At 54.1% G+C, this 24,395-nt stretch carries 39 protein-coding genes; 30 read left to right on the top strand and 9 right to left on the bottom strand.

The features are described 5' to 3' along the window. Window positions 1–10: 10 nt before the first annotated feature. From JEM67_RS21075 to JEM67_RS21050, 6 genes are all read right to left on the bottom strand, one after another. Window positions 11–967, bottom strand: coding sequence for a RecT family recombinase (locus tag JEM67_RS21075; RefSeq protein ID WP_199636947.1), 957 nt, complete (start codon window positions 965–967; stop codon window positions 11–13). Beyond that, on the bottom strand, window positions 964–1,785 hold the full coding sequence (locus tag JEM67_RS21070) for a PD-(D/E)XK nuclease-like domain-containing protein (RefSeq protein ID WP_199636949.1): 822 nt from the start codon (window positions 1,783–1,785) through the stop codon (window positions 964–966). Before JEM67_RS21070 ends, JEM67_RS21075 begins: the two co-directional genes overlap by 4 nt. Next, window positions 1,785–2,090 (bottom strand): hypothetical protein, encoded by a 306-nt coding sequence (locus JEM67_RS21065; RefSeq protein WP_199636951.1) that lies wholly within the window; start codon window positions 2,088–2,090, stop codon window positions 1,785–1,787. The genes JEM67_RS21070 and JEM67_RS21065 overlap by 1 nt, the downstream gene beginning before the upstream one ends. 2 nt (window positions 2,091–2,092) lie before the next feature. Next, window positions 2,093–2,302: a hypothetical protein gene (locus tag JEM67_RS21060; protein ID WP_199636953.1), complete on the bottom strand. Its 210-nt coding sequence runs from the start codon at window positions 2,300–2,302 to the stop codon at window positions 2,093–2,095. Window positions 2,303–2,726: 424 nt separating this feature from the next. Beyond that, window positions 2,727–2,993, bottom strand: coding sequence for a DNA polymerase III subunit theta (locus JEM67_RS21055; protein WP_199636955.1), 267 nt, complete (start codon window positions 2,991–2,993; stop codon window positions 2,727–2,729). Then, a complete protein-coding gene (locus JEM67_RS21050; RefSeq protein ID WP_199636957.1) occupies window positions 2,990–3,586 on the bottom strand; it encodes a helix-turn-helix domain-containing protein in 597 nt (198 codons plus the stop codon). The genes JEM67_RS21055 and JEM67_RS21050 overlap by 4 nt, the downstream gene beginning before the upstream one ends. A gap of 150 nt (window positions 3,587–3,736) precedes the next feature. Here JEM67_RS21050 and JEM67_RS21045 point away from each other — a divergent pair, with 150 nt between their 5' ends. The 15 genes from JEM67_RS21045 (at window position 3,737) to JEM67_RS20975 (ending at window position 11,107) form a co-directional block, all read left to right on the top strand. Beyond that, window positions 3,737–3,955 (top strand): hypothetical protein, encoded by a 219-nt coding sequence (locus JEM67_RS21045; RefSeq protein ID WP_199636959.1) that lies wholly within the window; start codon window positions 3,737–3,739, stop codon window positions 3,953–3,955. 350 nt (window positions 3,956–4,305) lie between these two features. Continuing rightward, a complete protein-coding gene (locus JEM67_RS21040) occupies window positions 4,306–5,250 on the top strand; it encodes a DnaT-like ssDNA-binding domain-containing protein (protein ID WP_233527757.1) in 945 nt (314 codons plus the stop codon). After that, complete coding sequence (locus tag JEM67_RS21035) at window positions 5,162–5,722, top strand: replication protein P (protein WP_199636960.1); 561 nt, start codon at window positions 5,162–5,164, stop codon at window positions 5,720–5,722. The genes JEM67_RS21040 and JEM67_RS21035 overlap by 89 nt, the downstream gene beginning before the upstream one ends. 209 nt (window positions 5,723–5,931) lie before the next feature. Continuing rightward, entirely contained in the window at window positions 5,932–6,402 is a 471-nt protein-coding gene (locus tag JEM67_RS21030) for a hypothetical protein (RefSeq protein WP_199636961.1), read from the top strand. 1 nt (window position 6,403) lies between these two features. Next, entirely contained in the window at window positions 6,404–6,616 is a 213-nt protein-coding gene (locus tag JEM67_RS21025) for a TraR/DksA family transcriptional regulator (RefSeq protein WP_199636962.1), read from the top strand. A 10-nt stretch (window positions 6,617–6,626) separates the two neighbouring features. Continuing rightward, on the top strand, window positions 6,627–7,085 hold the full coding sequence (locus tag JEM67_RS21020) for a hypothetical protein (RefSeq protein WP_199636963.1): 459 nt from the start codon (window positions 6,627–6,629) through the stop codon (window positions 7,083–7,085). Then, on the top strand, window positions 7,082–7,750 hold the full coding sequence (locus JEM67_RS21015; protein ID WP_199636964.1) for a hypothetical protein: 669 nt from the start codon (window positions 7,082–7,084) through the stop codon (window positions 7,748–7,750). The genes JEM67_RS21020 and JEM67_RS21015 overlap by 4 nt, the downstream gene beginning before the upstream one ends. Next, window positions 7,747–8,022: a hypothetical protein gene (locus JEM67_RS21010; protein ID WP_199636965.1), complete on the top strand. Its 276-nt coding sequence runs from the start codon at window positions 7,747–7,749 to the stop codon at window positions 8,020–8,022. Before JEM67_RS21015 ends, JEM67_RS21010 begins: the two co-directional genes overlap by 4 nt. After that, complete coding sequence (locus JEM67_RS21005; protein WP_199636966.1) at window positions 8,009–8,515, top strand: SAM-dependent methyltransferase; 507 nt, start codon at window positions 8,009–8,011, stop codon at window positions 8,513–8,515. Before JEM67_RS21010 ends, JEM67_RS21005 begins: the two co-directional genes overlap by 14 nt. After that, on the top strand, window positions 8,508–8,774 hold the full coding sequence (locus JEM67_RS21000; protein ID WP_199636968.1) for a hypothetical protein: 267 nt from the start codon (window positions 8,508–8,510) through the stop codon (window positions 8,772–8,774). The genes JEM67_RS21005 and JEM67_RS21000 overlap by 8 nt, the downstream gene beginning before the upstream one ends. Next, window positions 8,771–9,061 carry a hypothetical protein gene (locus JEM67_RS20995; RefSeq protein ID WP_233527758.1) on the top strand — a complete coding sequence of 97 codons (291 nt, stop codon included), beginning with the start codon at window positions 8,771–8,773 and terminating at the stop codon, window positions 9,059–9,061. Before JEM67_RS21000 ends, JEM67_RS20995 begins: the two co-directional genes overlap by 4 nt. Next, window positions 9,051–9,515, top strand: coding sequence for an ead/Ea22-like family protein (locus JEM67_RS20990; protein ID WP_199636970.1), 465 nt, complete (start codon window positions 9,051–9,053; stop codon window positions 9,513–9,515). The genes JEM67_RS20995 and JEM67_RS20990 overlap by 11 nt, the downstream gene beginning before the upstream one ends. Next, window positions 9,516–9,746, top strand: a complete 231-nt coding sequence (locus JEM67_RS20985) for a hypothetical protein (RefSeq protein WP_233527759.1) — start codon at window positions 9,516–9,518, stop codon at window positions 9,744–9,746. A gap of 3 nt (window positions 9,747–9,749) precedes the next feature. Next, entirely contained in the window at window positions 9,750–10,643 is an 894-nt protein-coding gene (locus JEM67_RS20980; RefSeq protein WP_199636972.1) for a hypothetical protein, read from the top strand. Next, on the top strand, window positions 10,640–11,107 hold the full coding sequence (locus JEM67_RS20975) for a hypothetical protein (RefSeq protein WP_199636973.1): 468 nt from the start codon (window positions 10,640–10,642) through the stop codon (window positions 11,105–11,107). The genes JEM67_RS20980 and JEM67_RS20975 overlap by 4 nt, the downstream gene beginning before the upstream one ends. A 278-nt stretch (window positions 11,108–11,385) precedes the next feature. Here the strand turns inward: JEM67_RS20975 and JEM67_RS20970 are convergent, their stop codons facing one another. After that, window positions 11,386–11,787, bottom strand: a complete 402-nt coding sequence (locus JEM67_RS20970) for a hypothetical protein (protein ID WP_199636974.1) — start codon at window positions 11,785–11,787, stop codon at window positions 11,386–11,388. A gap of 147 nt (window positions 11,788–11,934) precedes the next feature. On the opposite strand from JEM67_RS20970, the gene JEM67_RS20965 reads away from it, so the two are divergent. Both JEM67_RS20965 and JEM67_RS20960 read left to right on the top strand, forming a co-directional pair. Beyond that, a complete protein-coding gene (locus tag JEM67_RS20965) occupies window positions 11,935–12,483 on the top strand; it encodes a terminase small subunit (RefSeq protein ID WP_199636975.1) in 549 nt (182 codons plus the stop codon). Beyond that, the gene (locus JEM67_RS20960; RefSeq protein WP_199636976.1) at window positions 12,480–13,952 is read left to right on the top strand and encodes a terminase; all 1,473 of its coding nucleotides are present in this window, start codon (window positions 12,480–12,482) and stop codon (window positions 13,950–13,952) included. The genes JEM67_RS20965 and JEM67_RS20960 overlap by 4 nt, the downstream gene beginning before the upstream one ends. A gap of 39 nt (window positions 13,953–13,991) precedes the next feature. Here JEM67_RS20960 and JEM67_RS20955 read toward each other — a convergent pair whose 3' ends face one another. Next, a complete protein-coding gene (locus tag JEM67_RS20955) occupies window positions 13,992–14,423 on the bottom strand; it encodes a Gp49 family protein (protein WP_199636977.1) in 432 nt (143 codons plus the stop codon). A gap of 10 nt (window positions 14,424–14,433) precedes the next feature. After that, entirely contained in the window at window positions 14,434–14,622 is a 189-nt protein-coding gene (locus tag JEM67_RS20950) for a hypothetical protein (protein WP_199636978.1), read from the bottom strand. Between the two features lie 325 nt (window positions 14,623–14,947). Here JEM67_RS20950 and JEM67_RS20945 point away from each other — a divergent pair, with 325 nt between their 5' ends. From JEM67_RS20945 to JEM67_RS20885, 13 genes are read left to right on the top strand one after another with little or no spacing between them, the layout of a single operon-like run. Next, on the top strand, window positions 14,948–15,151 hold the full coding sequence (locus tag JEM67_RS20945; protein ID WP_129941407.1) for a hypothetical protein: 204 nt from the start codon (window positions 14,948–14,950) through the stop codon (window positions 15,149–15,151). A gap of 2 nt (window positions 15,152–15,153) precedes the next feature. After that, window positions 15,154–16,839 carry a portal protein gene (locus JEM67_RS20940; RefSeq protein ID WP_199636980.1) on the top strand — a complete coding sequence of 562 codons (1,686 nt, stop codon included), beginning with the start codon at window positions 15,154–15,156 and terminating at the stop codon, window positions 16,837–16,839. Then, entirely contained in the window at window positions 16,836–17,135 is a 300-nt protein-coding gene (locus tag JEM67_RS20935) for a hypothetical protein (protein ID WP_370576168.1), read from the top strand. The genes JEM67_RS20940 and JEM67_RS20935 overlap by 4 nt, the downstream gene beginning before the upstream one ends. After that, window positions 17,101–17,364: a head fiber protein gene (locus tag JEM67_RS20930; RefSeq protein WP_199636982.1), complete on the top strand. Its 264-nt coding sequence runs from the start codon at window positions 17,101–17,103 to the stop codon at window positions 17,362–17,364. Before JEM67_RS20935 ends, JEM67_RS20930 begins: the two co-directional genes overlap by 35 nt. A gap of 10 nt (window positions 17,365–17,374) precedes the next feature. After that, window positions 17,375–18,076 carry a peptidase gene (locus JEM67_RS20925; protein WP_199636984.1) on the top strand — a complete coding sequence of 234 codons (702 nt, stop codon included), beginning with the start codon at window positions 17,375–17,377 and terminating at the stop codon, window positions 18,074–18,076. Between the two features lie 6 nt (window positions 18,077–18,082). Beyond that, complete coding sequence (locus JEM67_RS20920) at window positions 18,083–19,066, top strand: major capsid protein (protein WP_199636986.1); 984 nt, start codon at window positions 18,083–18,085, stop codon at window positions 19,064–19,066. A 53-nt stretch (window positions 19,067–19,119) separates the two neighbouring features. Further along, window positions 19,120–19,566: a Bbp16 family capsid cement protein gene (locus tag JEM67_RS20915; RefSeq protein WP_199636988.1), complete on the top strand. Its 447-nt coding sequence runs from the start codon at window positions 19,120–19,122 to the stop codon at window positions 19,564–19,566. A gap of 11 nt (window positions 19,567–19,577) precedes the next feature. Beyond that, complete coding sequence (locus JEM67_RS20910; RefSeq protein ID WP_199636990.1) at window positions 19,578–19,871, top strand: hypothetical protein; 294 nt, start codon at window positions 19,578–19,580, stop codon at window positions 19,869–19,871. A gap of 42 nt (window positions 19,872–19,913) precedes the next feature. After that, window positions 19,914–20,246 carry a capsid staple protein gene (gene gp10, locus JEM67_RS20905; RefSeq protein WP_199636992.1) on the top strand — a complete coding sequence of 111 codons (333 nt, stop codon included), beginning with the start codon at window positions 19,914–19,916 and terminating at the stop codon, window positions 20,244–20,246. Further along, entirely contained in the window at window positions 20,246–20,854 is a 609-nt protein-coding gene (locus JEM67_RS20900) for a hypothetical protein (protein WP_199636994.1), read from the top strand. The genes gp10 and JEM67_RS20900 overlap by 1 nt, the downstream gene beginning before the upstream one ends. Then, window positions 20,854–23,355 (top strand): hypothetical protein, encoded by a 2,502-nt coding sequence (locus tag JEM67_RS20895; RefSeq protein ID WP_199636996.1) that lies wholly within the window; start codon window positions 20,854–20,856, stop codon window positions 23,353–23,355. Before JEM67_RS20900 ends, JEM67_RS20895 begins: the two co-directional genes overlap by 1 nt. Further along, on the top strand, window positions 23,355–23,828 hold the full coding sequence (locus JEM67_RS20890; RefSeq protein WP_199636998.1) for a hypothetical protein: 474 nt from the start codon (window positions 23,355–23,357) through the stop codon (window positions 23,826–23,828). Before JEM67_RS20895 ends, JEM67_RS20890 begins: the two co-directional genes overlap by 1 nt. After that, complete coding sequence (locus JEM67_RS20885; RefSeq protein WP_233527761.1) at window positions 23,821–24,390, top strand: hypothetical protein; 570 nt, start codon at window positions 23,821–23,823, stop codon at window positions 24,388–24,390. The genes JEM67_RS20890 and JEM67_RS20885 overlap by 8 nt, the downstream gene beginning before the upstream one ends. Window positions 24,391–24,395: the final 5 nt, after the last annotated feature.

Below are 24,395 nucleotides of genomic sequence, written 5' to 3'. Positions count from 1 at the left end.
CGGCGGTGGGTTACATAGGAACTTCGTTCATTTCATCGCGGCGAACGTTGTAAACGTCGGTGGCCAACTGCAGGTGTTCTTCATGGCTGGCCAATACGTGGGCGCCGTACTTATAGGCCTTGTCCAATTCTTCAACGCTGGCGGCTTTCGTGGCCGCTTCGGTAAAGGCTGCAAGCAGATCGTCAGGCGTTCGGTCATCCTGATTAACCGGCTTGATTTCCTTTTCTGCTGGCTTGGAGTTGATCAGGCTGTTCAGTCCGGCGGCGCTGGTTGCTGGTGGGGTAACGTCACGCTCAATGCGAGGTTGTGGAGCGTCGAACTCGTCTGGTGTATACACGCCGAGAATCACTTCGGGACAGTACAGCCGCGCCCAGTATTTAACGGCCAGGTAGGCGATCTGCTGTTTTGGGTTTGTTGCCCACAGTGGGGAGTTGCGGATCGCCACGCTGGAAAGATAAACCGGCTCACCCCAGGTGATTTCTTCTTCTCCACGCAATACGGCCCCAACGCGGATGCACAAGCCGGCTTCATCCTGATCACTCCAGTCTCTAACACGTTCAACCTTGTCGTAAGAACCACCGCCTTTGGCGGGTTTTTTAACGGTGACTTCTTTAGAGCTGGTACATTTTGACCAGTCACCGGTGTACTCGTAATGGAATCGGCCGCGAACAGCGTTTGAGCTGGTAACGACGGCATTAACAAGCTGGGCCTCATACCCAAGGGTGCCGTTTACAATGTGCGTTTTCTGGGCCACAGCATATGGGTTCATGCCCCATTGCATCGCTTGCATTACCACGGCCATACAGTCGGCTGGTTTGCCAACAAAGTGCGCGGGCACACTCACGACTGAATCAGCCATCAGATTGGCAAAGGATGTCAATTGTCCCAGCGCCTGAGGGTTAAATACCGCGTTACTGGCGGTCATGGTTGATGGCTGGTTGTTGACTTCAATCAGGTCATTGCTCATGCGTATTGGTCCTGTTTTCTGGCCCATGCCGGGCGTTGGATTTTTTCGACTCCGCCCCAGTCATCGGTGGTGCGGCATTGGTGATAGGTATTCAGATCCCGGCGGTAGAGTCGGTGGCCCTCATCTACGCATGCTGCGTCGAGTTCAAAAACGCGTACCGGGTAGCGACCGCAGTCGATCGTCTCGCTGACAGCCAGGAAGATAAATCCAGGGGTTTCACCGGTCACTTGCTGGAAGCCATCGCGGTACATGGCATCCTGGACGTGATAGCGGAATTCCTCGATGTGGCGCGCGAAACGGTCCATGTCTGCAACCTTCTTCACGTCCACAATCACCGGGTGATTAGTCAGGTATCTGTCCGGCCTGCACCGGCATAATTCGCCGGTATCCGGGTCAGTCCAGTAGAACGAAGATTCGCAATGGCCTTCAGCTTCCAGAAACCACCGCGCAGCCGGGTGGGCCATCGCGCTGTCACGCATCAGGTTAAGTTTCCGGCCTTGCTCTGCGTCCATGACCGTTTTCCCGGTGTGCTCGCAGTCCTTCAGGAATGCAGCCTCGGCAGCCTTGCCATCGTTGGTGCGCCGGTTAAACTCCGGCGCCACGATGAACCGCTTGCTGAACTCGTCCGGCTCCAGCAATTTGCAGTGCAGGGCTGTTCCCATGTCCAGCGCCTTCAGTTTTTCAGTGTCGACCGGGGCCGACTTGATCCACTGCAGCAGCGCCGGGTTCTTGGCGACCAGATCGAGGTTGGACTTACTCACGCCGTCCCCGGCGTGGTAATCCTCGTTTGAAATATCGTGATAGATGCCTGTTTTCATCACGCCACCTCATCAAGTTGATGGTTGCGGCGGTAAATCTCCGCAGCGCGCTGGCGCTTGACCAGCTCCGTTAGGCCGTCCCAGATCGCGGAACTGGCCAGCTCTTGGTAATCGGTTGAGTCGGTTCCGAGTTCCAGCACTTTCTCGTCGGTGTCGGCCGGGAGGTACTGCTTTAGGAATGTGGTGAATGCATGCAGAGGTACTTTCTTATCGAGCGCCTTAACCTCTGCATAAACCGCTTCGTTGTCCTGCTCGGTGAAGCTGGCAACGATTTTTTCAATATCGATAGCCTGTTGTGCGTTCATGGCTAATCACCCCTCGCTTTCAGCATGGCGTCTGCCACTTCATACGCATACGCAACGTGTTGTTGTGTACTCCAGTGATTCCACTCAGGGTTTGATTGAGTGCCTTGCATCACCTTTGCAGCGAAGTAATCGCGCAATTCCATCCCTTCATAGAAGAAGTTGTTTTCGCTAGCCGGGCATGGGAAGGCTTGGCCGCCTGTTTCTTTGCTCATCTGTGTGCAACCTCTAATTGATTGGCCGCGTCCAGCGCGACACGTGTTGTAAACGCCCAATGCAGGGCTTCTTGGAAATCTGCAAACCGCCAACTGACACAGCCGCAGACGGTCACGCAGTAAATCCCGTTGATGGTTTGAGAAATCATCTTTAACCTCTATTAATTACCAATTTGGTAACTATTGATGGCGTGGTTATGCACGGGGCTTCCCGGCAATGTCACCGCATCATCGCGGTGCCTCAATTCCTGCCTGATTGTTAAAGAGCATCATTACCAGATTGGTAACGCCTTGAGGTAATAATTACCCATAAATAGCTCTTGGTCAATAGTCAGTAATAGAAAAAGTTACCAAAAAGGTAATTATTGTTTGCGTGGTTAACCGCCGCATAGCGGTAACTTATTGGAAGGAAAGGTGGAGTGGGTTACTTCTTGCCGTTGGCCTCGGCCATCTTCAGGTAAACCGGGTCCGTGCCGCGAGGTAATCTTTGTCCGGCTGCTCGGTGGTGCTCAAGTCTCTCCTTGAAATACGCGCGCAGAGCTTCCGGTTGCTCAGCTTCAATCTGAACTGGGATCACCGGCATATTCATGCGCTCTTTGTAGGCCACACCGGCGGCGGCCATATCGACGTTTACCTTATCCATATCCTCTTTGTCGAGGTTAGCCAGATTGTAGGATTTTTTCTCTGTCATTGCCGGGCCTGCTGCATCACGAATTCAATGAACGATTCGATCTTTGCCTTGTCCTCTGCGGACAGCATCGCAAACTGTGATCGATCATAGTTAATCAGGGTTGGGTCTTTCGGCTTGAGCAGCAGCTCATAGCCACGGCGACCGAACGCACCGGCGATCGCCTCCAGGCTGTTGATGGTGATATTACCTTCGCGGCTCAACACCCTGTTAACCGTGGACTGGCCGACGCCGGCAGCGGCACCAACTTTCCCCTGGCTGGATAGCTCGCGGTTATTGCTCATCCACAATTCCAGATTGGTGGCTACGATGTCGCCAACCTCTGTTGCTTCCTGGGCAGGTTCTGCACCGGCGGCCAATGCCATCATGTGATCGCGGTCCAACCAGAACTTTGGCTTATTTGCCGCAACTTCAATCTTGCGGGCAACAGCATCGCCAATGCCTTTATGGTTTTTGTCTGTCGGCGGCTTCAGCCAACGGCTGATCACGTTGGCATTAATCTCCAGCCGTTCAGCAAGTCGAACCTGGCGACCGTCAAAATCACGGTTGATGATGTCGCGGAGGTTCTCGCGGCGGATGTCGTTAATGCTTTTCATAGTGTGTTACACAGTCCGTTGAATTGTTTTCTGCCTGTATTTAAAACAAAATTACCTTAATGGTAAACGAACCGGAATGGTAATAAATTTGCCTATCGCCACCTTTTAGGTAATTATCTGCACGATAAACCCCGGATATGAGGCAGCATAATGGAGCCATTCAACTTCAAACAGTTCTGGCTGGCGATGAGCAAAGACGAGCGCGATGTGTTTGCAACAGAAGCCGGCACAACCGCGCACTACATCATGACGCATACGCAGCGCCGAACGCGTATGCCGAAGAAAAAGTTAATGGATCAGCTATTTAAGGCGTGCAAGAAACGCAATCCAGAGCTGACGAAGCCGCAGTTGGTATCGTTCTTCTACTGATCCACCTTCACCGAAACAGGGGTCGCTTATGCGGCCCTTTTTTATTGGTCTCGCAGGTGTGGTAACAAAAATTCATTTATGGTTGATCTATTTTTGCTTTGCGTGCATTCTTACATCACTGACGACAGTAAAAGAGGCCTATGAATGAAAATTGTTACCCGGGCCGAGGCCATAAATCTCGGTCAACTCCGGTTCTATACCGGCAAGCCTTGCCGTAATGGTCACTACTCTGAGCGCTTTACGAGTAACGGGGTATGCGTCGAATGTTCCGCACAGCATTCTTCCGTCTACCGTAAGCACATCAAAAAGCTGATCCATGACGCCAGGGCAAAAGTCGCGGAGGTGCGTTGATGGCCGGTGACTGGATCAAGATGCGTTCAGACCTCCATACGCATCCGAAAATTGTCCGCATGGCGTCCGCATTGAAAGCGGACAGACTTCGGATAGTTGGCGGACTACATTCCGCATGGTGTCTTTTCGATGTCCATTCTGTTGACGGTTTCCTTGACGGTTACGGTCCTGAAACGCTCGATGACATGATCGGATTTCCCGGATTTTCACGCGCGATGATGGCTGTAGGCTGGCTTGAGGTTGATGGCGAAAACCTCGTAATGCCCAGATTTGACGAGCATAACGGGCAATCTGCCAAGCGCCGGGCACAGGATGCAGCACGAAAAAGGAACGTCCGCAAAATGTCCGCTTCCGATGAGGACAAAATGAAGACCAGAGAAGAGAAGAGAAGAGAAGATCATAAACCCCACTCTAAAGCGCGAGAGGAAAATCCGCCTCCTCCGGTAGAACCCGAACCGCCGCCACCGTTCCCGCTCAACGGGAATAACTTTGGAAAGTTCACAATGCAAAACGGTTGGCAACCCGGAACCGACTTCCAACGAATGGCTGCTACCTGGGGGATGAAGATCGCCGAACCGGTGACGCCGGAGGAACTGCAGGAATTTATCAGCTTCTGGGAGCCAGAAGGTAAGGCGTTCCACCAAGCGCAGTGGGAACAGAAACTTGCACGCAGCGTGCTCATGAGCCGCGCCCGTAAAACGACAGGAGTAAAAAACCATGAAACAGGTAAGCGACCTGATGGGACAACTGGACATTGGCGCGGAAATGCTGCCGAAGGTGTATACGCCGCACTCACAGAACAACTGCGAGCAGACGGACTTAGCGAAAGCCAGATACGCAAAATTCTGGATGAGAATGATGGAGATCTATTCGGACCGGTGGACGGCGAAGAACGGCAGGGCACCGTCGTTACTTTGGAAACAGGCGATTACAGCGCTCACTGACCAACAGATCAAGCAGGCGATTGCCGCATGTGTTCAACGCTGTTGGGATAGCAACAGCTATGCACCAGACCTGGCTGATTTCATGGCGATCGTTAGCCAATCTTCGGCAAATATGTTTGGCCTGACTGTAGACGACGTGATGGAAGAGTTTCGGAAGTACAACCGGAACAAGTATCTGCATAGCTGCGCAGAAACCTACCCATGGCGCCATGATGTTCTGTACTGGGTTATCTGCGATCTGCGCCGGGAAATGATCCAGAAGAACCTGAGCGAAGTGGAGCTTGAGCGCCGGGCTGATAAACACCTGAAGCGCTGGGCGGAGAAAGTCAGGGCGGGGGAGACGATACCCAAGCCGGTACCGCTGCTGTCAGAAAAAGCTTCTGAAATTAAGCGGGGCACACCAGGAGCAGGACACTACGCAGCAATGGAAATGCTAAAGCGATTGAGAAGTGGCAAACCAAATACGAATTGAAATGCTGAAATTCCTGCGGCTACGGTGGGTAGAATCCGTTAAGTGTCATTAAGGCACATAACGAGATGGATTAGGCGATAAATCTCAACCACGGCCCGTACAGAGAGTTTTAGCGCATGTGCGAATTGTGAGAGCAATCGCTATTTTTTAGTTGCATATAGTTACCAAATTGGTAATGATTACCTAAATGGTGACTTAAGGAGTAAGCAGTGAGCAAAGTAATCATCGGCATAGACCCAGGGTGCTCAGGAGCGATTGTCGTGTTGGATTCCAACTGCGTGTACCAAAACGCGATTTGCATGCCAACGGTCAAGGTCGGAGCAAAGTCCCGCGTTAACGGCGCAGCAGTAGCATCGTTTCTTCGTGCCTTCGACCTGACTGGTGCAGAGGCGTTTCTGGAGCAGGTCGGAGCGATGCCAGGGCAGGGCGTCAGCAGTATGTTCACGTTTGGGCACGCCGCCGGTGTAGTTGAAGGGATCCTGCAGGGGCTGCTGATTCCCTACAGCCTGGTAACACCGCAAGCATGGAAGAAAACCGCAGGCCTGATCGGTAGCGACAAAGACGCGGCACGCAGCCGGGCAATCCAGCTTTACCCGTCACTGCGGATCCTCGACCAGAAAGCAAAAGGCCAGGCCGTAGCCGACGCGCTGCTAATCGCCCGCCACGGCATAGGAGCCTGACATGGACAACATCGACCAGGCCAACGAACGCGCCGAGATGTACCTGAAGGCGCAACTCGATGCAGCAACCAAAAAGTCATCACTGCCGGCGGCGCATGAATGCGACGAGTGCGGCGAACCAATTCCAGAAGCACGGCGCAGAACCGTGCCAGGTGTCCGCCTCTGCATCGACTGCAAAGAGCTGGAAGAACTGCAACAACGTACACACAGATAAGGGTTTGATAATGAAAAATAACCTTGTAAATCAAGATATAAAAACTGATAAGCCGCTGGCGATGAGTTACGAAGCCCTGAAGGCTGATCGCGATGCGCAGCAGAAACGAGCAGATGCGCTGGCTGTGGAGAATGCGGCGCTGCGGGTGGCGGTTGACGGATTTAACGAAGAACTATACGGAAAAGGGTTTGAGGTTTTGGGGTGGCACCTGAACGGGGCAACCGAACCGCTTGATAACTGGTTTGGAGACAATGATTGGAATCCAGAAACCCCAGCCACTGACGCCGCCCTTGAAGCTATCCGATCTCAAGCCGTAGATGAATTCGCAGATAGCCAAATTCAAAAAAGCTTAGAGCATAGAGCTATAGGCAATTCTGGTCTGGCCGATGTTTATAACGACAATGCTATGGATGCCAAAGTTTTCGCAATGCGTCTTCGTGAAGCCATCGAGCTGCGGGAGGCCAAATGAAAGAGCGCCCAGTGATTTTCAACGGTGAGATGGTTCGCGCCCTACTCGACGGTCGCAAGACACAGACCCGGCGGGTTATGAAAGACCAGCCGGAGGTTATCCCGCAAAAAGATGAATGCGGAGTCCCTGGCTACTGGATTCCATTCAACGCTGGGAAAACTATGGTTCGCAACGAGATGATGAAAATTGCCTGCCCATTCGGCGGTGTAGGCGATCAGCTGTGGGTGCGCGAAACATTCGCCATTCTCGGCAACGAAGACGGCTGTCCTATCGATTGGGACGGAAACCTGATTAAGGGCGACGAGAAGCATGCGGCGCGGATTTATAAGGCGTCGTGCTGGCAAGAACCGGGGAACTACGGCCTGTGGTCGATACCTGATCGAGACATTCAATACGAAGGCACATGGCGCCCATCAATCCACATGCCGCGCTGGGCCAGCAGAATCACGCTGGAAATCACCGCCGTGCGCGTTGAGCGGCTGAACAGCATCAGCGAAGAGGATGCCAAGGCTGAGGGATACCCAGTGGAGCGTGAAGTGGATGGTGGCGCGCATGACCCATGGCTGTGGTTCCGTGATTTGTGGGACGGAATTTACCCAGATAACGATTTCAAGGTTAACCCCTGGGTGTGGGTGATCGAGTTCAAACAAGTGGAGGCCAAATGATATTCAAGTTTATGCCTACCGATAGCAACATGCTGGACGCCATATCGAGTGACTACTACCCAGACTGGAATGGCAATTTCAGCGTGCCAACTTGGCGAATAAAGAACTTCTTTAAAGCTGCATATCCATGCCACCACATCGTGACGAAAGAAATTCGTGAGCACCTGAAAGGGATGGTGTTACGCGGGTTACTTAAGTCACGAAATGACCACGGTAATAACATCATCTGGACGCTGTCAGTGATCGGGGAGGTGCGTGATGCCAGCAAATGAACTGAGCCTCGACGGCAAAAGCATTCTCGACATGTGCTGCGGCTCCCGCATGTTCTGGTTCGATAAGCAGGATGAACGGGCCGTATTCAACGATAAGCGCAGCGAGAGCCACACCTTGTGCGACGGCAGAAAGCTGGTTATCTCTCCTGACCTGATCGCCGACTTCACCGCGTTGCCGTTTGCTGATTGCACATTCCCTGTTGTCGTGTTCGATCCGCCACACCTGGAACGCGTCGGGCCAAATGGCTGGCAGGGTAAGAAATACGGGAAGCTTGACCGTGAAACATGGCGCAATGAACTGCGCACCGGGTTCACTGAAGCTTTCCGCGTGCTGCGGCCACACGGCGTGCTGATCTTCAAGTGGAACGAAACCCAGATACCGGTAAGCCAGATTATCGCCCTCACCGACGAGAAACCGGCTATCTGGCAGCGCACCGGCAAGAACGATAAAACGCATTGGATCATCTTCGTGAAAGGAACCCAGCATGGCTAAGCGTAAGAGCAACAGGGCGGCAAGAAAGGCTTTGGGCCTGCCGTACAAATTGAGCAAATCCAATCCGTTCCCGTGGGTGTTTATACAGCCTCTTGGTGAGGTTGAGCGCCGTTGGGTTCCAGACCACTTACAGAACGAACCAGCGGTAGTCGTTAAGTATGAGCCGTTCGCCTTCTACGGCATGTTGGTTGACGGCTACGGGCATTACAAGGTCAGCCAGTTCTACCCGGCATATGTAGCCCAGGAGAAAGCATTATGAGAATCGTTGATGATTCACACCTAACCGATGAGTTGATTAATAAAGCATTTGAAGGGGCTAACTTCGGGCGAACCGACTTCCGAACCATTCTTGCAGAAACAGTTATGAAGCGTGCCGCTGGTTTTCACTCTGGCTGGACAGCAACAACAATTTGCACACGTCTTGGGTTGCTTTGCAGGAAGGAAAAGCCAACAAAACTTGGCCTAACATTCTCATTCCATCACTACTACAAGCCAAGTGTGCGGCAGGCGTTAATGCCAAAACAGGAGCTAGCAGATGGACAATAAGCTGATCGAACTGAAGCGACTGGCAGAAAAATGCCCAGTGCAACGTTTTGAACCCTTTATCGGACGCGCCGGAGGTCGAGGAACGCAGGCGATATTCAACGCCGATACCAAAGGCGAAGTGATCACTTGGTCTGGTTTTGATTCGTCCGATGTTGCATCACGAACTGGCCGCGAGGCGATAGCTCGCTTTGTTGCAGCTGCCAACCCTGAAACTATTCTAGCCCTGCTGGCAGAGCTGGAAGCGAAGGATAGAGAAATTGCCGCGGCAAACGCCAGAGTTGATGTGATGTGCGCCAAAGCAATGAACCTGACCGAACGTGCAGAGTCAGCAGAAAAGCAGCTGGCTACGCCGGTGAGGTTGCCGACGGCATCGCGCGGGAAATTTAACGCCGGGTTAACACGCCTCGCAATCAAAAATGCTGGCTTCACATTCACCGTAGAGGGGGATGAGTAGATGATTGAAGCATTCAAGGCAATCCGACGCCACATGGCGGAGAAGCAAAAATATGATGCCTGGGTTGAAAAATTCTCAGAGCAGATCCGCAAATGCACTGGCAACTGCGATTGCGCTGTCGCCGCGGAATTGGAGTGCTGGCCGTTCGAGACTAACGACACGCTCTACAACTGGCGCTTAGAAGACCCAGTTGATGCCGCGTTAGAAGCTCTTAGCTATTACGGGGACTAAGCCATGACACAGACACTAACGACTAAGCAGCTTAATGCAATCGCAGCAGGTGAATTCGACGCATGCTCAGTATTGGATGCATCGGTATCAATGGCCCGCGAACTCCTGGCTAACCGGGAGGCGCAGCCGGTGGCCTACTTGAAGAAGTCGATTATCGACTCGCAGCGCTTTGATAGCGTTGACCCGGAAATAATCCTTCATCCCAACACGCCGGAGGGGTGGCATTCGGAGTACCAGGCAGTGTTCACCGCCCCGCCAGCGCCAGCAGTGCCGGATGAGCGAGCGGAATTTGAGTCTTTCATTGCTCAAAAATTCGGTGAGGCAGTAGATCGCCGCCGGGCCGAGAACGGCGACAATGAATATATGGCATGGGATATGGCGGTGGCATGGATTGTCTGGCAACGCCGCGCAATGCTGAACCATTCCGGTGACGCCAACGAAAAGGCTCAACCTGTAAGGCAGGGTTACAAGTTCGATAGCCTGAACATCAGAGCCGTAGCCGCGCTACGTGAAGCCGTTCGAAACCAGTGGCTAAAGTCTAATGAGTTCGCTGACAAGGTTTACTGGCACAACATGCACTCCATCGCCAATGAAATCATAGAAGCGATGGCAGCAGCAAAGCAGGCCAAGCCGATTGGTAGGGGAGAGGATATGTTAGTGATGCCAGATGGACTACACCGTGACACGAAAGCGTTACTGTTGGTGTTCGCGTCTGCAATGGCGGTCAAACTGCATAAAGCAGAGCAAAAATATGGCTACTCGAATATGTGGATGCTGGGTGATTGGCAGGATAAATGCCTGAATGATTTCAATCACCACATCACAAAAGGCGACCCGCTGGATGTCGCTAACTACTGCGCGTTCATGCATTACCACGGGTGGGGAACATCAAAATGACTGAAATAAATAAAGAGCAATTGGCTGTGTGGGCAAATGGATATCGTTGTGATTCAGACATGGACATAAAGACTATGGCTAAAATGTTGCTTGATTTTATGGATAGGGAAGAAAAAGAACCCGTTACGTGGCCTGACATGCCTTTCTCTTTTGAAGAATTGGAGCAAATGCACGGAGCGACTTTCGCAAATGGATATATACGTGGCTGGGCAAGGAAGTGTGAATCAGTAACCATGAAAGGCAGTCTCTACACCACCCCACAGCCAGCCCATACAGGGCAGGATGGTTGCAAGTTGGTGCCTGTTGAGGTTCTCGCCACGGCATCAACGCTGATCGACTTGTGCCGGACGTACACAATCTTGCAGGACACCAGTAGCTACAAGGAAAGAACTATCAATGATTGCGAAAACACCATGGAAGTGATTGATGGATTGCTGGCAGCAGCACCGGAGGGCGGCAATTGACTCCCGCCATGCCATAATTATACTGTATGCATAAACAGTATTTTGTGGTGTGAGTTATGGGCAAAAAAGATAGTGCGTACATGGTTGTTTATCGCGGAGATACAGTCGATTACATCCGTCCAGGTACTTGGGTGTTCTTCCAGCGACCGCTTAACTGCGGCGGTGGATACTGGCTGGGACGGGCATACGATGACGTTTTCATTATCGAGTACGAGCGGCCAACGTCGCTTTTCGATGGCATACGATTTTTGATGCTATCAAACGAGGTTCAGTCAAATTCACACGTGTTTGATGATGACTTTAGGCTGACATAAGTGGGGAAATTGAAAGCAATGAACATAACAGACGAACAACGCCGGGCCGATGCCCGCGACCGGAAGCGCGCACAGCGCCAGCGCGAAAGAGAAGCGGCGAGCAGCGTCGCTGCAAGCGGTCGGCGTCGGATTACGTTCGAGGTTAGCGATCACATATTCGAACAGATCCAGGCCAACTGTAGCGCCAGGCGTCCAGGCAAAGACCCGTACAGCGTCGATGAATATTTCGAACTGCTGGCGGTGCAGGATATCAATCAGCTTAAACGGCAGCTTGCTGAACTGGCCAGCCACAAATGCCAGTGCGGAGAGTCGATGCCCGGCCCGGCTGGTGGATGTTTCCGCAATGGCGAAGCTGCCTGCGGTCAAACGCAGATTTGGCGGGACCTGATGCTAAAAACGTTGTGACGTGTCACATGATAACGCGTGACAAGTCACGGCAGGTCACACAGTACAACGTCCGCCGCTTGGCGGTTTTTCACTGCGTGTTATGATGTTACCAAGGAGGTAATTATTATGGCTAAAGACGGTAAACTTAACGCGCAGATGGAACGTTTCTGCCAAGAATACATCAAGAACCCGGATAACCAGACGGCGGCGGCCGCCGCTGCCGGCTATAAGAATGCAGCAGTGTCCGCATCGCGCAACATGGATAACCCAAAGGTGAATGCTCGCATCGCAGAGCTGATGCAGCACCGCAACAAACGTACCAAGATCGACGCCGACTACGTGCTCAAGCGCCTGGTTGAGATAGACCAGATGGACGTATTGGACATTCTGAAGGATGACGGTGGACTGAAGCCGATCAGTGAATGGCCGAAAGTTTGGCGCACGACGTTAAGCGGGCTGGACATTTCAACGACCATCACCAACTTCGATGAAACCACCCTTGAGAATATGCTGAAGAAGATCAAGTGGCCGGACAAAGTGAAGAACCTCGAGCTGATCGGTAAGCACGTCGATGTTCAGGCATTCAAAGAACGGATGGACGTCAACGTTAACGTGACCCTGGCTGATCGCATGGCCAACGCCCGCCGGCGCGCATTGGAGAAAAATACCAAGTGAGTGATAACGAAGATCTACTCGAGCAGCAGCTGGTTGAGGATATCGCCAATTTCACGCACGACCCGCACGGATACGCACTATACGCTTTCCCTTGGGGCGAGGAAGGAACCGAGCTGCACGACTCAGCCGGTCCGCGCCAGTGGCAGGGTGAAGCATTCGATGAGATCGGCGATCACTTGCAGAACCCGGCCACTCGCCATCAACCGCTGCTAATCTGCCGCGCGTCCGGCCACGGTATCGGCAAATCTGCCTGGATCTCTATGCTGGTTAAGTGGGGCATGGATACCTGCGAAGACTGCAAGGTTGTGGTGACGGCTAATACCGAGAACCAGCTACGCACAAAGACCTGGCCGGAGATCGCCAAGTGGCAGCGCTTATCCATCACCAGCGACTGGTTTAACTGCACGGCCACCGCAATCTATGCCAATGACCCAGCGCATGCAAAATCGTGGCGCGCCGACGCTGTTCCGTGGTCAGAGAATAACACCGAGGCATTCGCCGGGCTGCACAACAAGGGTAAGCGCATCATCCTGATTTTCGATGAGGCATCCAACATTGCCGATCTGGTGTGGGAAGTTGCTGAAGGTGCGCTGACGGATGAAGGGACAGAGATTATTTGGGTGGCGTTCGGTAACCCGACGCGAAACATGGGCCGGTTCCGCGAGTGCTTCCGCAAGTTCCGCCACCGCTGGAAAGGAAAGCAGATCGACAGCCGCACAGTTGAAGGAACCAACAAAGAACAGATCGCCAAGTGGGAGCAGGACAACGGCGAGGATAGCGACTTCTTCAAAGTGCGTGTGCGTGGCGTTTTCCCGGATGCCTCGGAGACGCAATTTATCCCCACCGGCTTAACCGATGCCGCTCTGGCGCGCATAGTTACCGAGCGCGACGTGGCACACGCCCCGACAATTATTGGCGTTGACCCGGCATACAGTGGCGCCGACGACGCGGTGATCTACATGCGGCGTGGGCTGCATGCGAAACTGCTATGGCGCGGTAGCAAGACTACCGACGATCTGATTATGGCCAAGCGCATAGCCGACTATGAGGACCAGTATCAGGCTGACGCCGTGTTCATAGACTTTGGCTATGGTACTGGCATTAACTCGGTCGGCAATGGCTGGGGCCGCGCATGGACGCTGGTGCCATTCGGTAGCGCATCGAGCGATCCGCAGATGCTGAATAAGCGCGGTGAGATGTACAACAATGCCAAGACCTGGCTAAAGCTCGGCGGCGCATTGGACGAACGCGAGACGGCGGAGGATTTATCAGCGGCTGAGTACAAGGTGAGGGTTGACGGCAAGATCGTGCTGGAGCCGAAAGAGAAGGTAAAGGAGCGGTTAGGGCGATCGCCGGGCTGCGGTGATGCTTTTGTGCTGACGTTCGCTTATCCAGTCACTAAGAGCCAGCACGCACTGCCCGGCGAGAAGCGCGGCGGGGCGATAACAGAATATGATCCGTATGCATAAAAAAGCCAGCGGTTGCTGGCTTGACTGTTGTTCATGAGATTACTTATTCCGGCAGGTTCCTTGCCCTGAGTAGCAATTTTCACACATGCGTTCATCTGTGCATTGTTGATAAAGATGCTGCTTGAGCAGATAACCTTCCAGCATCCAGATTTTTTGCACGGCGTTGGCGCGGGCAATTTTCTGCCCGATCTCCGCGTCGAAGTTCTCCGGGCTGGCGCAGGCGCTTTCGCCGGTGACTGTGAAGCCGTTGCGCAGCACCAGTACGCAGATCGTCAATAGATCGAGCGGGGCTAAAATTCGCTCGCCTTCGACATACTCAGATTTGATGCGCACACCGCCAGGCGCTTTGATTGCATCGCCAACGGTAAAATATACTTCTGAGCGAATAACGCTCTCGATATGGTCAGGCGTCACACGCGGTGCGGTTTTTCCTTTGACTTGAATTTCCTGCTCGATTGCTTTGTCGTTCATGGTCTACGCCTCACAGTTTAATTTTGTCGAATGCTGCGCTGATGTTCTCGGCGACGCTTTCCAGAATGTCCTTGCCATCACGTGGAGCGCACTCAATAAGAACGCTGCGCAATGTTTCAAGCTTGGCGTGGTATCTCGCCAAAGCCTCTTGTGTTTTGTCTTCGTGGGTTGGGGTGAATTCAGTTGCTGATTTAGTCATGGCGGGGCCTCGTTAAAAAAATGCCCGCGCAAGGCGGGCGAAGTGGTACACACAGCTTTAGGGTGTTAACGGTCATGGCACAACGGTGGAGGCACTCTTTTGCAGTGGTGGCTGCCGGCGCCGACGTGTTTTATCAAATGCCTCCATCGTTGAACCATCGAGAGCACCGATACCAGTTTTATACTGTGTAAAGTGATAGAAGCTGGTTCGGCTTGCGCCCTCAATGATTACCATAAAGGTAATTTGTTTTGATTGTAACGTCAGCAAAATAGTTAAAATAAATCATGTGTGGTTTAATTGGTAATTATTTGGGAGGGTTACGCGCATGTGCATGAGTTCGCCAAAGGTTTCATCAGCTCCACAGGTACAGGCTGCGCCACAATCGCAGGACGCCGCTGTAGTTGATGCCGCCGATAAAGACAAAGCCCGCCGCCGCGCTGCCGCTGGTCAGCAATCAACGATCCTGACTGGGGCGCAAGGCGCAACCGGGCAGGCCAGCACCACCGGCAAAACTCTGTTGGGTGGCTAATCATGGCTGAACAGGAAACCCGCAAACAGTTCCTTCAAAATCAGCTGTCTCAGCTGGTTACTGCGCGCGCGACGTACGACACGCACTGGAAGGAATTGAGCGACTTCATTCTGCCAAACTGCGGACGCTTCCTGACTACCGACGCCGGGCGCAACAAACGCAATACCAAGGTGGTTGACCCTACCGGCGGCCTTGCTTCACGCACTCTCGAATCAGGCATGTTGTCCGGCATCACCAGCCCGACGCGTCCGTGGTTCTCACTGAACACCCCGAACAAACAGCTGATGGATAGCTGGCCGGTCAAGATGTGGCTTTCTCAGGTCGTTGAACTGATGAACGACGTGATGAACAAATCGAACTGGTACCAGTCCCTGACCGTTCTCTATCGCTACCTGGGCACGTTTGCCACCGGTGCTATTTCCATTCTGGAAGATGACGAAGACGTGATCCGCACGCACGTGCTGCCGATCGGGAGCTACTACATCTCGAACAGCGATCGCCTGCAGGTTGATACCGTTTTCCGCAAGTTCTCCATGACTTGCCGCCAACTGGTGGCAAAGTTTGGCCTGGAAAACGTCAGCGACAGCGTTAAATCCGCGTGGGATGCCGGCGCATATGAAACGTGGTTTGAGGTGGTGCACGCGGTATTGCCGAACACCAACCGAGACACCGGAAAGCTGAACTCGCGGAACAAACGCTACAGCTCTATTTATTACGAGTCGGGTGGTTCTGGCGACAAATTGCTGAGCGAATCCGGCTTTGATGAAATGCCGATACTGGTGCCGCGCTGGGATATCAACGGCGAGGACGCTTACGGCTCATCTTGCCCCGGCATTCTGGCACTTGGCGGCGTTAAAGCGCTGCAGCTTCAGCAGAAGCGCAAAGACCAGGCGATCGACAAGCTGGTCAACCCGCCAATGATGGCGCCAAGTTCAATGAAAAATGAACGCCTATCACTGCTACCTGGCGATGTTTCCTACGTAAATGGCGCGGGAGATATGGGTGGGTTCAAACCGGTTTACGAGATCAACCCGCGAATCAATGAATTACTCGAAAGCATTCAGGACGGGCGCCAGCTCGTCAACGAGTGCTACTTCGTTCCGCTGTTCAACATGTTCAGCAACATCAACACCCGCAGCATGCCGATCGAAGCCGTCAACGAGTTGCGCGACGAGAAGATGTTGCAGATCGGGCCGGTGCTCGACCGCCTCAACGATGAGCTGCTCGACCCGGCCATTGACCGGATCTTCAACATCATGAACCGCCGAGGCATGTTGCCACCGCCGCCTGAAGAATTACAGGGACAACCGTTGCGCGTGGAATACACCAGCGTGATGGCTCAGGCCCAGAAGGCTGTTGGCATTGGCTCCATCGAGCGTGCCGTAGGCTTCATTGGGAACTTGGTAGCCGCTGGATTCCAGCAGGCTGCCGACAAGTTGGACGTTGATCAGTCGGTTGATGAGTACTTCGACATGCTGGGTGTGCCAACCACTATCACCAAATCCGATGAGCAGGTGCAGGCTGAGCGCGAACAGCGCGCGCAGCAGCAACAGGCTGCGCAAAACCTGCAGATGGGAGCTGGCGCCGCTGACATTGCGAAGACACTCAGCCAATCCGGCACCGGCGACTCTAACTTGCTGACCAGCATTCAGCAGGCAATGCAACAAGGCCAAGGGGCGCAGCAATGATGACTCGCGAGCAGTTACAGCAGCGCCACGCTGACGATGTGAAGCAGGTGATGAGCACAGAGGGTGGGCGCCGATTCATCTGGGGATTACTCGACCAGGCTGGCGTGTTCCGCATTTCGTTCACCGGCGAGGTAAACAGCACCATTTTCAACGAAGGCAACCGAAACGCTGGGCTGTCTTTATTCAATCACGTGTTCGGCACCTGTCCGGACTTGTACTTAAAAATGGCCGCCGAGGCCGAGAAAGACAGAGAGGCTAATCATGGCAACACAACGCCAGAAAGTGATCCGGAATGACGGCGGCGTGCAAGTCGTTGAGGTTTTGAGCGGTGGCGGTTCGCCTGCGGCATGGGGCGACATCACCGGAAAACCGACCACGTTTGCACCGGTGGCCGCAACAGCATCTGTTGTTGGTGGCGTGAAACAGGGGGCAGCGGTAGCAAACGCAGCGGCCGCCCCAACACAGGCCGAATACAACGCTTTGCTGGCAAGCCTGCGCGCCGCCGGCATCATCGCAACAAGCTAAGAGGCGTCACATGAATTTGTTCGAACGATTGATGCATCACCGCCTGTGCAGTGAAACGCCAGCCGACGGTGGTGATGGTGGTGGCGGGACAACCCCTGCCGCTGCTGTTGACACTCCAGCAGATGGGGCCGCTTCTGGTGATCCTGCTACTGGTGATAATCCCACTGGCACTGATAAACCGGCCACTGAGAAAACCGCTGAAGAACTCGCTGCAGAGAAGGCAGAAAAGGAATCTGCGGATAAGGCGAAGAAGGATGATAAACCTTCCGCACCTGAGAAATACGAGTTCGCAGCACCTGAAGGCCAGGAGCTGGATGCCAATGCACTGGCCGTGTTCGAGCCGATCGCCAAAGAATTGGGCCTGACCCAAGAACAGGCTCAGAAGCTGGTCGACATCTATCCGCAGATTCAGCAGCAGCAGGCTGAGGTCTGGAGCAAACAGGTAGCCGATTGGGGCGAGCAGGTCAAAGCCGACAAAGAAATCGGCGGCGACAAGTTCAATGCAAGCGTCGGGGCAGCACAGCGCGCGTTGGATCAGTTTGGCAACCCTGAGTTGCGTGAATACCTGCAAGCTAGCGGTCTGGGTAACCACCCGGCGTTGGTTCGCTTCTGTGCAAAAGTAGGCAAGTCGATGGCTGAAGACAGCTTCGTCGTGCCAAATCAAGGCGGTCAGCGTAGCACGGCCGATCTTCTCTACGGTAAGAAGGAGTAACACCGAATGGCTATTAAAGGCATCAACGCGCTGACGCTGGCAGACCACGCAAAGCGCATGGACCCAGATGGGAAAATTTCTGCAATTGTAGAATTGCTTTCGCAGACCAACCCTTTCCTGTCAGAAATGGTGTTTGTTGAGGGGAACCTTCCAACTGGTCACCGCACCACTGTTCGCACTGGGTTGCCAGCGGCAACCTGGCGCCTGCTTAACTATGGCGTGCAGCCAAGCAAATCTACCACCGCACAAGTAACTGATAGTACCGGCATGCTTGAAGCTTATGCCGAAATCGATAAAGACCTGGCTGATTTGAATGGTAATACCAATGAGTTTCGACTGTCGGAAGATCGCGCATTCATTGAAGCCATGAACCAACAGATGGCGGAGACGGTGATCTATGGTGATACGGTAATTTACCCGCAGCGCTTTACTGGTCTGGCGGCTCGTTACAATGACAAGTCTGCCAAAAATGCGCAGAACATCGTTGATGCAGGTGGCACTGGCTCTAACCTGACGTCTATCTGGTTGGTTGTCTGGGGGACAAATACAGTCCATGGCATTTTCCCTAAAGGTAAGGCCGCCGGGCTGAGCCACGTCGACAAGGGGCAAGTCACCCTTGAAGACGAAAATAAAGGGAAATACGAAGGCTATCGCACCCATTACAAGTGGGATAACGGTCTTACCGTCCGCGATTGGCGCTACGTAGTACGCATTGCCAACATCGACACCACCAAGTTGGGCGCCGATGATGGCCCTAACCTGGCCAAGTTGATGGTACAGGCTCTGCACCGCATCCCTAACCTGCAGATGGGCAAGGCCGTGTTCTACATGAACCGCGATGCGGCAGAGTACCTGGATATTCAGGCGACTGAAAAAGCCTCTCTGGCGATCAGCGTGAAGGAAACTGAGGGCGTTTTCTGGACCTCGTTCCGTGGCGTGCCAGTGCGTACCTGCGATGCTCTGTTGAGTACCGAATCACAGGTTGTTTAATCCCGGCTGAGCCGCCGGGTGCGGCTCTCCTTTCTCATTGATGGAGAGACAAAATGATCCTCGACTATCTCAATATGTTCTCGCAGGCGCAGGCTGTAACGGCAACTGCGCCATCCAACGACGTTATCGATCTCGGCCCTCTGTATGCCGGTAACGATGTTCGTGATATCGGCCCCGGCTATCCGGTGGAATTCTTCGCCCAGGTAGCAACCAATGGCGCGGCTGGCGGTTCGGCTACCGTGACGATCAGTCTGCAAACTTCCAAGACCAGCGATTTCGCCAGTGCAACCACGTTGCTGCAAACCGGTGCGATTGCCGTTGCTGATTTGCAGGTGGGTTATCGCTACGTCGGCACCGTTCCGCACGGCGTGCAGCGCTACCTGCGTGTTAACTACACCGTGGCGACGGGTCCACTGACCGCCGGTGCTTTCACTGCTGGCCTGCTGCTGGATGCTGATGCACAACGCAGCTATGCAAGCGCCTTCCAAATCACCGTTTAATGGGGCGTGACATGTCACAAAAGAAAATGTACCGCGTCACGCGTAAGTCATTCATCAACGGTCATCTGCTGGAAGAGGGCGATACCATCGAATACGGCGGCAAGGCTGGCGACAACCTGCAACTGATCGATGGTGAAGGCAACCTGCTGGAAGAGGGCGGCGACGGTGGCGACGACGACAGCACAAGCCTGGAAAAGCTTCGCCAGCAGTATGAAGAGTTGTTCAACGAGAAACCGCACTTCAACACTGGCGCGGCTAAGTTGCAGGCTGCTATCGATGAAAAGCGTAAAGAGCTGGGCGTTTAATCTCATAGGGGCTTCGGCCCCTTTCCTCCCTGGAGTCCTCGCATGAAAACCGTAAACCTCAAAATCGGCACCGACTCTTTCGAAGGCGAAGGTGGCAAAACCGAAACAAAAGACGAATATCCGTGGGGACTTCGTTTTTCTCTGAGCAACGTCGCACTGGAAAAGCTCGGCATTGATGCAGAAAAACTTCCGAAAGTTGGCGACATTTTGCAGGTTGCCGGCCTGGTAAAAGTTCTTTCTGTTTCACAGCGTTCAGACGGTGGAGACCAAGAGAACACCGTTGATCTGCAGTTCACTGATATTGGCGTTGAGCCGGCTGCTGCACCACAGCGCTCGGCTGCCGACACTCTTTATGGCGAAGCCGGGGGCGAGTAATGGCATCCGTTATCCAGATCTGCAACGTGGCGCTGGGCCGTCTTGGCAATAGCCGGGTGATCGCCAGCCTGACGGAAAAAAGTAAAGAGGCGGCGGTATGCTCTCTGTTTTATGAAGACTGCCGCGACGCTGTACTTTCTGACTTCCCTTGGCGTTTTGCCACTAAACGTGTGGCGCTTGCCGATCTGGATGTTGAACAGCCTGACTGGCAATACAGCTATCGCTACCCAACAGACTGCATGCGCATTGTCGCGGTAGTCTCGCCAGATGGGCAGCGCTTCGTAACGCCAGAACAGCGGGTTCCGTATGAGGTCGGGGCCGATGAAAGCGGCACCGGGCGCATGATATTGACTGACCTTCCGACGGCATGGATCCGCTATGTATCACGCGTTACAGACCCGAACATGTTCGATGCTGAGTTTCGCGACGCGCTGAGCTGGCGCCTGGCCGCCGAAATCAACATGCAGATCACTGGCGATGCAAACCTTGGCAACCGTGCCGAGCAGAAGTACCAGCTAACCATTTCTTCGGCTTCAACGCTGAGCATGAACGAAACCCAGGAACCGCCAGCGCCGTGGTCTGAGGTTTCCGATGTGAGGGCATCATAATGACAACCAGCCTGATTCAGCCATCCTTTGCCGGCGGTGAAGTTTCCCCGAGCCTTTACGGCCGTGTTGACCTCGAAAAATACCAGACCTCGCTGCGCCGCTGCCGTAATTTCATCGTCCGCCAATATGGTGGCGTAGAGAATCGCCCTGGTACGCGTTACGTGGCGCCGGCCAAATATCCCGATCGCACGTGCCGACTGATCCCGTTCCAGTTCAACACCGAGCAGACCTATGTTCTCGAGGTTGGCGATCACTACTTCCGCGTATTCATGGACGGTGCCCAGGTTGTTTACTCATCTGGTGCCAGCGCTGGCCAGCCTGTAGATGTGGCAACGCCGTGGGCTGCAGGTGATATCGATTTGCTGAAGTACACGCAGAGCGCAGATGTGATGACGGTTTGTCATCCCAATTACCCGCCGATGGAGATCCAACGGTACGCGCATGATGATTGGCGCACCGCGGCGGTAGTTACTGTCAGCGGCCCGTTCGCCAACGTCAATATTGATGAGGCGATCACCGTCTACGCCAGCGCAACGAGCGGCACGGTAACGTTGACGGCCAGCGCTTCAATATTCAAAAGCTGGCACGTTGGCAGCCTGTTCTACATGGAGCAGAAGAACGTCGATACGGTAGGCCGATGGGTTACTGGAGAAGCCGTGAGCCTGGATAACATTTGCCGATATCAGGAAAACTATTATCGATGTGTCGATGTTGGTGAACGTAGCCATACTGGACCGGTAGCGCCGTCACATACCACAGGCGATAGTTGGGATGGGTGGGCTGTCGCCGGTTCTGATGCCTATGGTGTCAAGTGGCGATATCTGCATTCTGGTCGCGGTATTTGTCGCATCACTGCCGTTAGTGGTGATGGCCTGACTGCCACCGCCGATGTGGTGATCCGCAAGGATGGTGAGATCGAACTTCCCGGCCAGGTTGTCGGCGCTGAATCTGCAACCTATAAGTGGGCGCATTATGCTTGGAATGCCGATGCTGGCTACCCCGGCACTGTCGTTTATTTCCAGCAGCGGTTGATGTTTGCCGGATCCCGCAGCCAGCCGCAGACAATATGGACAAGCCGCAGCGGTGACTACAAAGACTTCGGCACTTCAAACCCGACTGTTGACGACGATGCGATTACATACACCTATGCCGGGCGCCAGCTTAACCAAATCCGCCACCTGATAGACGTTGGCTCACTGGTCGCGCTGACGAGCGGCGGGGAATACAAGGTTAACGGCAACCAGCAGGGAACCTTAACGCCGTCAGCCTTCCAATTTTCCAGCCAGGGTCAGAATGGCGCCAGCCACGTGCAGCCGATAGCCATCAGCAACGTCGCGCTATTCATCCAGCAGAAGGGCGGTGCGGTGCGCGACCTTGCCTATTCGTTCGATGTGGACGGATTCCAAGGATCAGACCTTACCATCCTCGCTAACCATTTCTTTGTCGGATTCCAGATTGTTGATTGGGCCTTCGCTATCACTCCAATGTCCATTGTCTGGTGTGCGCGTAATGACGGCGCGCTGCTGGGCCTAACATACATGCGCGATCAACAGGTTGCAGCGTGGCACATACACCCTGGCGTTGGCCGATATGAGTCCCTCTGTAGCATTGCCGAAGACACAGAGGATGCCCTCTATTGCGTCGTGGCGCGAACCATCAATGGCCAGCAGCGGCGTTATATCGAACGCATGCAAACCCGCCTATATGCTGATATGGATGATGCCTTTTTCGTTGACTGTGGTCTGACATACGACGGGCGTAACCGCGATGCCAGCAAAACCATGATGCTGACCGGCGGCAGCGGAGACTGGCCATACGACGAAGAGATGACGCTGACGGTAGCCGGCGCCAGCTATTTCACGGCGGGTGATGTTGGCAGCGAAATCCATATCCCATATTTCGAAAATGACGAGAACAAAATCCTTAAGCTGCTGATCCGTTCCGTGGTGAATGGCAACCAGGCTACCGTAACCAGCAACCGTGATGTTCCTGAGCAACTTCGTGGTGTGTCGGTCAGCAACTGGAGTATGGCGCGTGGGGAGTTCAGCGGCCTTGATCATCTTGAGGGGCACGCAGTGAGCATCCTTTCCGACGCTAACGTTGAGCCGCAGAAGATTGTCACTGGTGGCAGCATCACACTGGAGAAAGCCGGCGCCGTTGTGCATGCAGGTCTGCCGATCGCTGCGGTCATTGAAACTCTGGACGTAAACCTTAACGGCAACGAAACCCTGCTCGATAAGAAAAAGCTTTTCGGTGCTGCATCCATTCTGGTCAATGAGTCGCGTGGTGTATTCGCCGGTACGCCAGGTGGCGAGATGTACGAATATGCCCAGCGCAACGATGAATTTTATGATGACCCGATCGAACCGAAGACGGGAACCATTGAATTACAATTGAATGCCAACTGGGGCAAGAATGGCCGGCTGATCGTAGAGCAGAACGATCCGCTTCCCATGACCATTCTCGCCATTATCCCACGCGTAACCGTAGGGGGCATTTAATGCGTAAGGTGGAAGTTGTCGAAGCCACAATGGAACACGTATCGGCGTTACTGCCGCACGTCCGCCAGGCGGATGTTGATGAATTCGAAGCGATGAGCGGTCAGACACCGGCGCAGGTGCTGGAGTTGGCCCTGCGCACTTCTGCCTTTTCGTTCTCCGGTCTGATCAATGGGCAGGTGGTGACCATCTTCGGCGTGGCGCCGCGCTCCATTATCACTGGCTCCGGCGTTCCTTGGCTGGTGGGTTCCGAGCTACTAGAGCGATATCAGGCAACCTTCCTTCGCCGGTGCCGGCCGGTGTTGCAGTTATTCCTGCAGCATTACCCGGTGCTGGAAAATTACGTCGATGCCCGTAACACAGCGGCGAAATGCTGGCTGCACTGGATGGGTTTCACCATTCACGATGCACAGCCAATTGGCCGGGCCGGGCTTCCATTCCACAGATTTGATATGAGACGAGGTGTCCATGTGTGAACCAACCACGATTATCGCAGGCGCCTCGCTGGCACTGGCCGCAGTCAGTGCATACGGACAGGTGCAGCAGGGGCGCTCGGCTGCGAAGGTGGCCAATGCCAATGCTGATGCTCAGGAGATTGCCGCTAAGGATGCTGTGAACACCGGCAATGCTCAGGCAGACCAGCAGCGCCAGCAGACGCGACAACTGCAGGGCCAACAGGCGGCCGCATTCGGCGCCGCCGGCACAGACATGACCAGCGGCAGCGCGCTGAATATCTTCGGCAACACTGCGCAAGGTGGCCAGCTCGATGCGTTGACAACGGTCAATAACGCAGAGAGGCAGGGGGCAGGGCTTAACTTCCAGGCTGGCGTTAGCCGTGCACAGGGCCAGATCGACCGCAACGCGGCAAACCTTGGGGCTGCGACAACGATCCTTAATTCGTCCCTGTCAGCCTACGGTGCCTATCAATCCTCTGGTGCACTGGATAAGCCGGCGGCGAAGACAGGCAGCGGTTCAGGAAACAACATGTTCACCAATGCCCGCGGCAGCCGTTACGGCGCCAACGCGTACACGTTCTAAGGGGG

Origin of the sequence: Serratia sp. PAMC26656 (assembly GCF_016469055.2) — a bacterium.
Taxonomy (GTDB): domain Bacteria; phylum Pseudomonadota; class Gammaproteobacteria; order Enterobacterales; family Enterobacteriaceae; genus Serratia; species Serratia plymuthica.
This window is presented reverse-complemented; position numbering and strand designations above follow the sequence as displayed.

What these genes read in the sequence shown, in the direction of transcription:
- JEM67_RS21075 (WP_199636947.1), bottom strand. Translation starts at nt 967, where the DNA reads ATGAGCAATGACCTGATTGAAGTCAACAACCAGCCATCAACCATGACC.
- JEM67_RS21070 (WP_199636949.1), bottom strand. Translation starts at nt 1,785, where the DNA reads ATGAAAACAGGCATCTATCACGATATTTCAAACGAGGATTACCACGCC.
- JEM67_RS21065 (WP_199636951.1), bottom strand. Translation starts at nt 2,090, where the DNA reads ATGAACGCACAACAGGCTATCGATATTGAAAAAATCGTTGCCAGCTTC.
- JEM67_RS21060 (WP_199636953.1), bottom strand. Translation starts at nt 2,302, where the DNA reads ATGAGCAAAGAAACAGGCGGCCAAGCCTTCCCATGCCCGGCTAGCGAA.
- JEM67_RS21055 (WP_199636955.1), bottom strand. Translation starts at nt 2,993, where the DNA reads ATGACAGAGAAAAAATCCTACAATCTGGCTAACCTCGACAAAGAGGAT.
- JEM67_RS21050 (WP_199636957.1), bottom strand. Translation starts at nt 3,586, where the DNA reads ATGAAAAGCATTAACGACATCCGCCGCGAGAACCTCCGCGACATCATC.
- JEM67_RS21045 (WP_199636959.1), top strand. Translation starts at nt 3,737, where the DNA reads ATGGAGCCATTCAACTTCAAACAGTTCTGGCTGGCGATGAGCAAAGAC.
- JEM67_RS21040 (WP_233527757.1), top strand. Translation starts at nt 4,306, where the DNA reads ATGGCCGGTGACTGGATCAAGATGCGTTCAGACCTCCATACGCATCCG.
- JEM67_RS21035 (WP_199636960.1), top strand. Translation starts at nt 5,162, where the DNA reads ATGATGGAGATCTATTCGGACCGGTGGACGGCGAAGAACGGCAGGGCA.
- JEM67_RS21025 (WP_199636962.1), top strand. Translation starts at nt 6,404, where the DNA reads ATGGACAACATCGACCAGGCCAACGAACGCGCCGAGATGTACCTGAAG.
- JEM67_RS21020 (WP_199636963.1), top strand. Translation starts at nt 6,627, where the DNA reads ATGAAAAATAACCTTGTAAATCAAGATATAAAAACTGATAAGCCGCTG.
- JEM67_RS21015 (WP_199636964.1), top strand. Translation starts at nt 7,082, where the DNA reads ATGAAAGAGCGCCCAGTGATTTTCAACGGTGAGATGGTTCGCGCCCTA.
- JEM67_RS21010 (WP_199636965.1), top strand. Translation starts at nt 7,747, where the DNA reads ATGATATTCAAGTTTATGCCTACCGATAGCAACATGCTGGACGCCATA.
- JEM67_RS21005 (WP_199636966.1), top strand. Translation starts at nt 8,009, where the DNA reads ATGCCAGCAAATGAACTGAGCCTCGACGGCAAAAGCATTCTCGACATG.
- JEM67_RS21000 (WP_199636968.1), top strand. Translation starts at nt 8,508, where the DNA reads ATGGCTAAGCGTAAGAGCAACAGGGCGGCAAGAAAGGCTTTGGGCCTG.
- JEM67_RS20995 (WP_233527758.1), top strand. Translation starts at nt 8,771, where the DNA reads ATGAGAATCGTTGATGATTCACACCTAACCGATGAGTTGATTAATAAA.
- JEM67_RS20990 (WP_199636970.1), top strand. Translation starts at nt 9,051, where the DNA reads ATGGACAATAAGCTGATCGAACTGAAGCGACTGGCAGAAAAATGCCCA.
- JEM67_RS20985 (WP_233527759.1), top strand. Translation starts at nt 9,516, where the DNA reads ATGATTGAAGCATTCAAGGCAATCCGACGCCACATGGCGGAGAAGCAA.
- JEM67_RS20980 (WP_199636972.1), top strand. Translation starts at nt 9,750, where the DNA reads ATGACACAGACACTAACGACTAAGCAGCTTAATGCAATCGCAGCAGGT.
- JEM67_RS20975 (WP_199636973.1), top strand. Translation starts at nt 10,640, where the DNA reads ATGACTGAAATAAATAAAGAGCAATTGGCTGTGTGGGCAAATGGATAT.
- JEM67_RS20965 (WP_199636975.1), top strand. Translation starts at nt 11,935, where the DNA reads ATGGCTAAAGACGGTAAACTTAACGCGCAGATGGAACGTTTCTGCCAA.
- JEM67_RS20955 (WP_199636977.1), bottom strand. Translation starts at nt 14,423, where the DNA reads ATGAACGACAAAGCAATCGAGCAGGAAATTCAAGTCAAAGGAAAAACC.
- JEM67_RS20950 (WP_199636978.1), bottom strand. Translation starts at nt 14,622, where the DNA reads ATGACTAAATCAGCAACTGAATTCACCCCAACCCACGAAGACAAAACA.
- JEM67_RS20945 (WP_129941407.1), top strand. Translation starts at nt 14,948, where the DNA reads ATGTGCATGAGTTCGCCAAAGGTTTCATCAGCTCCACAGGTACAGGCT.
- JEM67_RS20940 (WP_199636980.1), top strand. Translation starts at nt 15,154, where the DNA reads ATGGCTGAACAGGAAACCCGCAAACAGTTCCTTCAAAATCAGCTGTCT.
- JEM67_RS20935 (WP_370576168.1), top strand. Translation starts at nt 16,836, where the DNA reads ATGATGACTCGCGAGCAGTTACAGCAGCGCCACGCTGACGATGTGAAG.
- JEM67_RS20930 (WP_199636982.1), top strand. Translation starts at nt 17,101, where the DNA reads ATGGCAACACAACGCCAGAAAGTGATCCGGAATGACGGCGGCGTGCAA.
- JEM67_RS20925 (WP_199636984.1), top strand. Translation starts at nt 17,375, where the DNA reads ATGAATTTGTTCGAACGATTGATGCATCACCGCCTGTGCAGTGAAACG.
- JEM67_RS20920 (WP_199636986.1), top strand. Translation starts at nt 18,083, where the DNA reads ATGGCTATTAAAGGCATCAACGCGCTGACGCTGGCAGACCACGCAAAG.
- JEM67_RS20915 (WP_199636988.1), top strand. Translation starts at nt 19,120, where the DNA reads ATGATCCTCGACTATCTCAATATGTTCTCGCAGGCGCAGGCTGTAACG.
- JEM67_RS20910 (WP_199636990.1), top strand. Translation starts at nt 19,578, where the DNA reads ATGTCACAAAAGAAAATGTACCGCGTCACGCGTAAGTCATTCATCAAC.
- gp10 (WP_199636992.1), top strand. Translation starts at nt 19,914, where the DNA reads ATGAAAACCGTAAACCTCAAAATCGGCACCGACTCTTTCGAAGGCGAA.
- JEM67_RS20900 (WP_199636994.1), top strand. Translation starts at nt 20,246, where the DNA reads ATGGCATCCGTTATCCAGATCTGCAACGTGGCGCTGGGCCGTCTTGGC.
- JEM67_RS20895 (WP_199636996.1), top strand. Translation starts at nt 20,854, where the DNA reads ATGACAACCAGCCTGATTCAGCCATCCTTTGCCGGCGGTGAAGTTTCC.
- JEM67_RS20890 (WP_199636998.1), top strand. Translation starts at nt 23,355, where the DNA reads ATGCGTAAGGTGGAAGTTGTCGAAGCCACAATGGAACACGTATCGGCG.
- JEM67_RS20885 (WP_233527761.1), top strand. Translation starts at nt 23,821, where the DNA reads ATGTGTGAACCAACCACGATTATCGCAGGCGCCTCGCTGGCACTGGCC.